The sequence below is a fragment of the Achromobacter sp. genome, from assembly GCF_036567245.1.
Lineage (GTDB): Bacteria > Pseudomonadota > Gammaproteobacteria > Burkholderiales > Burkholderiaceae_B > Achromobacter.
Map to the genome: position 1 here is coordinate 1 of NZ_DATCUY010000239.1, position 5,377 is coordinate 5,377.

General features: G+C 67.7%; 5 protein-coding genes and 1 pseudogene. 2 read left to right on the forward strand and 4 right to left on the reverse strand.

The genetic code is table 11. The features are described 5' to 3' along the window. From VIR09_RS10650 to phoB, 4 genes are all read right to left on the reverse strand, one after another. A partial coding sequence (locus VIR09_RS10650; protein WP_332012842.1) for a heavy metal sensor histidine kinase occupies positions 1-1,286 on the reverse strand: 1,286 nt, incomplete at its 3' end. Next, positions 1,283-1,972 (reverse strand): heavy metal response regulator transcription factor, encoded by a 690-nt coding sequence (locus VIR09_RS10655; protein ID WP_332012843.1) that lies wholly within the window; start codon positions 1,970-1,972, stop codon positions 1,283-1,285. The genes VIR09_RS10650 and VIR09_RS10655, both read right to left, overlap by 4 nt. Before the next feature lie 74 nt (positions 1,973-2,046). After that, positions 2,047-3,354, reverse strand: coding sequence for a phosphate regulon sensor histidine kinase PhoR (phoR, locus tag VIR09_RS10660; RefSeq protein WP_332012844.1), 1,308 nt, complete (start codon positions 3,352-3,354; stop codon positions 2,047-2,049). A 12-nt stretch (positions 3,355-3,366) separates the two neighbouring features. Next, positions 3,367-4,065 (reverse strand): phosphate regulon transcriptional regulator PhoB, encoded by a 699-nt coding sequence (phoB, locus tag VIR09_RS10665; protein ID WP_006227196.1) that lies wholly within the window; start codon positions 4,063-4,065, stop codon positions 3,367-3,369. A 161-nt stretch (positions 4,066-4,226) separates the two neighbouring features. Here phoB and ubiE point away from each other — a divergent pair, with 161 nt between their 5' ends. Together ubiE and VIR09_RS10675 are read left to right on the forward strand one after the other, a co-directional pair. Beyond that, the gene (gene ubiE, locus VIR09_RS10670) at positions 4,227-5,000 is read left to right on the forward strand and encodes a bifunctional demethylmenaquinone methyltransferase/2-methoxy-6-polyprenyl-1,4-benzoquinol methylase UbiE (RefSeq protein ID WP_332012845.1); all 774 of its coding nucleotides are present in this window, start codon (positions 4,227-4,229) and stop codon (positions 4,998-5,000) included. 179 nt (positions 5,001-5,179) lie between these two features. Then, a pseudogene (locus tag VIR09_RS10675) lies at positions 5,180-5,377 on the forward strand (Tim44 domain-containing protein); the annotation flags it as partial.

Here is a 5,377-nt window from a genome sequence, read left to right on the forward strand (position 1 = left end):
GCGATGGCGCGCACGATGGCCAGGCCCAGGCCATGGCCTTCGCTGCGCGGTGCGCGCGCCTGGCTGGACCGGAAGAAGCGGTCGAAGATGCGGGGCAGGTCGGCGGACGGAATGGGCGGGCCGGGGTTGCGCACTTCGACCCGGGCGCCAGCGGTCAAAGCCGAACAGGCCAGCACGATCTCGCCACCGCGGGGCGTGGCCTTGATGGCGTTGGAGATCAGGTTGGCCAGTGCGCGCCGCACCAGTCCGGCGTTGGCGGCCACGGTGGCGTCGCCCTCGCAGCGCAGATGCACGCCGCTTTCTTCCAGCATGGCTTCGTAGTATTCGGCCACGCGCCGCGCTTCGGCGGCCAGCGACACCGGCGCCAGGTCCGCGGCTCGTTCGCCGCGGTCGGCGCGCGCCAGGAACAGCATGTCGTTGACCAGGGTCTTCAGGTCTTCCAGTTCTTCGAGATTGGATTCCAGCGCATCGCGCAGTTCGGCCGCATCGCGCGGCGACGACAACATGACCTGCGTGCCGTTGATGAGCGTGGCCAGCGGCGTGCGCAGCTCGTGCGCCACGTCGGCGTTGAAGCCTTCCATCTGCTGGTAGGCGGCCTGCAGCCGTTCCAGCGTGCGGTTGAAAGACCGCACCAGCTCATGCAGTTCGCGGTCCGTGTGTTCCAGCGGCAGGCGCCGCGCCAGGTTGTCGGGCTGGATGCTGGCGGCCTGTTCGGACAGCCTGCGCGCTGGCGCCATGCTGCGGCGCACGGCCCAGGCCGCCAGCACCACGGTAGCGCCCACCCACAGCGCGCAGATCAGCACCAGCGCTGTGCCGTAGGCATACAGGAACTGCGAGCTGGTGCGCGTGCTGACCGCCACGGTCAACTGCGCGCCGGGCAGGATGCGGTCGTTCATGGCGACCCGCAGGCCGCGCATGCGGCCGCCGTCGGCGGTCTGCAGCACGACCTGCCTGCCGTCGCCGGTCGCCAGCGTCTCGGGCGCAGGGCCGCCGTAAACGGAGTGGCCGCGCGCATCCACGATCCAGATGCCCAGCTGGCCTTCGCCCGCGCGCATCTCGTCGAAGGTCGCGGCCAGGTCTTTCAGGCCGCGGGCGTTGTTCTGCATGTCGATCAGGTGATCGATCAGTTCCAGCTTGCCGCTGACCTCGGTGATTTCCTGACGCTCCACTTCGCGCTTGAGCGCCCAGAACAGCGTGGCTCCCGCCAGGCTGGACACCAGCAGGGCGATGGCGCCCAGCAGCAGGGTCAGACGCGCCTGCATGGAGCGCACGCGCAGCGGCTTCATGCGGGGCGGCCACCCACGGGGCGCGATTCCAGCACGTAGCCCATGCCGCGCACGGTGTGCAGCAATTTGGTGTCGTAGGGATCGTCCAGCTTGCTGCGCAGCCGCCGCACTGCCACGTCGATGACGTTGGTGTCGCTGTCGAAGTTCATGTCCCAGACCTGTTCGGCCAGGGTGGTGCGCGACAGCACCTGGCCCTGGCGGCGCAGCAGCAGGGCCAGCAGATTGAATTCCTTGGCGGTCAGGTCCAGGCGGCGGCCGCCGCGCTGGGCGCGACGGCGGGCCAGGTCCAGTTCCAGGTCGGCCAGGCGCAGCAGGGTGGGTTCCTGCGAGCGTCCGCGGCGCAGCAGCGCCTGCACCCGCGCCAGCAGTTCCGAAAAGGCGAAGGGCTTGACCAGATAGTCGTCGGCGCCGCCTTCCAGGCCGCGCACGCGGTCCTCGACCGCGTCGCGCGCGGTCAGCATCAGGATGGGGGTGTCTTTCTGTTCGCGCACCGCGGCCAGCACGCCGAAGCCGTCCACGCCCGGCAGCATTACGTCCAGCACGATCAGGTCGTAGACGCCTTCGAGCGCCAGATGCAGTCCGTCCACGCCGTCGCGGGCCAGGTCCACGACGTGGCTTTGCTCCGACAGCCCCTTCTTGAGGTAGTCGGCCAGTTTGGGTTCGTCTTCGATTACCAGGATGCGCATGGGCGGAAATTTACCATCCGCGCGGCGCCTGGGCCTGTGCAAGATTCCTTTTACCGTGCACAGGCCCTTGCGGTTCAGGCCGCGCTGTCGATGGCAATCCGGTCGGGCGGAAAGCGCAGGGCAAACACGCTGCCCTTGCCGGGTTCGCTGGTGATCAGCAGTTCGGCGTCGTGGCGCATGGCGATGTGCTTGGTGATCGCCAGCCCCAGGCCGGTGCCGCCTACCGCGCGCGAGCGGCCGCGGTCGACGCGGTAGAAGCGTTCGGTCAGGCGGGGCAGATGGCGCGCGGGGATGCCGATGCCGGTGTCCTGCACGCTGTAGCGCGCGCCGCCGTCTTCCTCGCGCTCCCAGCGCACGGTGATGGTGCCGCCGTCGGGCGTGTAGCGCACGGCGTTGGTCAGCAGGTTGGACAGGGCCGAGGTCAGTTCGGTCTCGGCGCCCAGCACGTCCAGGGATTCGTCGATGTGCCATTCCAGCACATGGCGGCCCCCCGACAGCGCCTCGATCTGCTGGCGCGCCTTCTGCAGCAGCGCGCCCATGTTGACGGCGCGCGGGTCGCTGCCCGGCGACGACTCCAGCGTGGACAGGGTCAGCAGGTCTTCGACGATGGCCTGCATGCGCTGGGCCTGCTCGTGCATCATGTCGATGTACTGCTCGCGCTGTTCGGCGGGCAGGGCGTCGGCGGGCATGTCGCGCAACGTTTCCAGGAAGCCCGCCAGCACCGTCAGCGGCGTGCGCAGTTCATGCGAGACGTTGGCCACGAAGTCGCGGCGGGTGGTTTCCAGGCGTTCGATCTGGGTGACGTCGCGCGTGATCAGCAGGCGCTGATTGCTGGCGTAGGCCGTCAGCTGCATCATCATCAGCCGCTCCTGGCCCTGCTGGCCCAGGCGCACCAGGATGGGATCGGGCCAGGACGGGCGGTGCGCGTACTCCACGAATTCGGGCGCGCGCAGCAGATTCAGCAGATTGTGGCCGCGGTCGGCCGGCAGGCGCAGGCCCAGATGCTGGCGCGCCATGCGGTTGCACCAGTCGATCTGGAAATCCTCGTTCAGGGTCACCGCGCCGTCCGGCAGCGCTTGCGCGGCGGCCAGCATGCCCTGCATGGTGTTCTGAGTTTCGTTCAGTTCACGGGCCCGGGCGCGGGTGTAGCGGTACAGCGGGGCGAGTATGTCGTCCCAGGGACCGACCGACGCGGGCGGCGAGGTGTCCGGGTGGTTGGCCCAGTGTGACACCAGGTGCAGGCGCCAGCTGCGCCAGAGCAGCATGGCGGCCAGCGCGACGGAGAATAGTATCCAGCCCGCCGGATCTCCGATGAGCCATTGGGCCAATAATGCAGCGGCCGCCCACAGGGCGACCAGGAAAAGTGTGCGCAGCCAGATCATCGTGCGGGAGTTTTACCGCGTGGGGAGCTGGGCCGTAAACCGGTAGCCGCTGCCGCGGACCGTTTCCACGTGCGCGTCGTGGCCGCTGGGTTCCAGGGCTTTGCGCAGGCGGCGGATGTGCACGTCGACCGTGCGCTCTTCCACGAAGACGTGGTCGCCCCAGACCTGGTCCAGCAGCTGCGAGCGCGAGAACACGCGTTCGGGGTGGGTCATGAAGAAATGCAGCAGGCGGAATTCGGTGGGGCCGATCTGCAGCGACTGGCTGTTGCCGGACAGGCGGTGCGTCACGGGATCCAGCTTCAGGCCGCCTACGTCGATCACGTCGTCGGTCAGCTGGGGCGCGCGGCGGCGCAGCACCGCTTTGATGCGCGCCATCAGCTCCTTGGGCGAGAAGGGCTTGGTGATGTAGTCGTCGGCGCCGGCCTCCAGGCCGTCGACTTTGTCCTGCTCGGAGCCTTTGGCGGTGAGCATGATGACCGGGACGGCACGGGTGCGCTCGTCGTTGCGCAGCTTGCGCGCCATGGCCAGGCCGGAGGTGCCGGGCAGCATCCAGTCCAGCAGGATCAGGTCGGGAAGCTCGGCGCGGATCAGGGTCTGGGCCTGGTCGGCGTCGAAGGCGCGCAGCACCTTGTGTCCGGCGAAGGACAGGTTGACGGCGATCAGTTCCTGGATGGCGGGTTCGTCTTCGACGACGAGGATGGTGCTGGACATGGCGGATTGGGCACACTTCTGAGCGCCGGCGCGGCGCGAACATTGCGATAGTATGGCCGCAATATTTCAGGTATGTGACCGCCGGGCGTCATAGTCGGCGTCCGCGGGCCTCCGCAGGGACCCCGATAGGCTACCATTGAACGATATATCGGGAATTCACTATGCAAAACCCCTCCGAATCGCAACATTCCGCGGATTCCTCGCAATCCACCCATTTCGGCTTCCAGACCGTGCCGGAAGGCGAAAAGGCCCGCAAAGTCGCCGAAGTGTTCCATTCGGTCGCGCAACGCTACGACGTCATGAACGATTTCATGTCGGCCGGGCTGCACCGCGTCTGGAAGGCCTTCACCATTGGCCGCGCCGCCATCCGTCCCGGCATGAAAGTGCTGGACATCGCCGGCGGCACGGGCGACTTGGCCAAAGCCTTCGCCAAGCGCGCCGGCCCCACGGGCGAAGTCTGGCTCACCGACATCAACGATTCCATGCTGCGAGTCGGCCGCGACCGCCTGACGGACGCCGGCCTGCTGGTTCCCACCGCCGTGTGCGACGCCGAGCGCCTGCCGTTCCCCACGGGCCATTTCGACCGCGTCAGCGTGGCCTTCGGCCTGCGCAACATGACCCACAAGGACCGCGCCCTGGCTGAAATGACCCGGGTGCTGAAGCCGGGCGGCAAGCTGCTGGTGCTGGAATTCTCGCGCGTGGCCAAGCCCCTGGCGCCCGCCTACGACTGGTATTCCTTCAACGTGCTGCCCTGGCTGGGCAAGAAGGTCGCCAAGGACGAGGCCAGCTACCGCTACCTGGCGGAATCCATCCGCATGCACCCCGACCAGGAAACCCTGGCCGACATGCTGCGCACGGCCGGGCTGGACCGGGTGCAGTACTTCAACCTGACCGCTGGTATCGCCGCCCTGCACGAAGGCGTGAAGCTGGGCTGATCCGCGCCGGCCATCTGGATATTTTCACCGCCCCTGCGGGAACTTGTGGGGCGGCGTCTTGTCCGTTATTCTTACGGTATTCAGATTAATGTAAGAAAAGTCGCGACTAAGGTCCTGCGGTCCGTGGGACTTCCTGCTGCTACGGGGCGGCAGGGGCGCGAGTACGAGGGAGCAAACCTATGTCCAAATTCTGTCTTTCGCGGTTTGTCGCCGCGGCGCTGATCGCCATCTCCGGCGCGGCACTGGTGACGGCGTCGTTTGACGCCGAAGCCCGCCGTGCTGGCGGCGGCAGCAGCGTCGGCCGCCAATCCTCCAACGTGACCCAGCAGCGCCAGGCGACCACGCCTCCGGCCGCCGCCAACAACACGGCTGGCGCC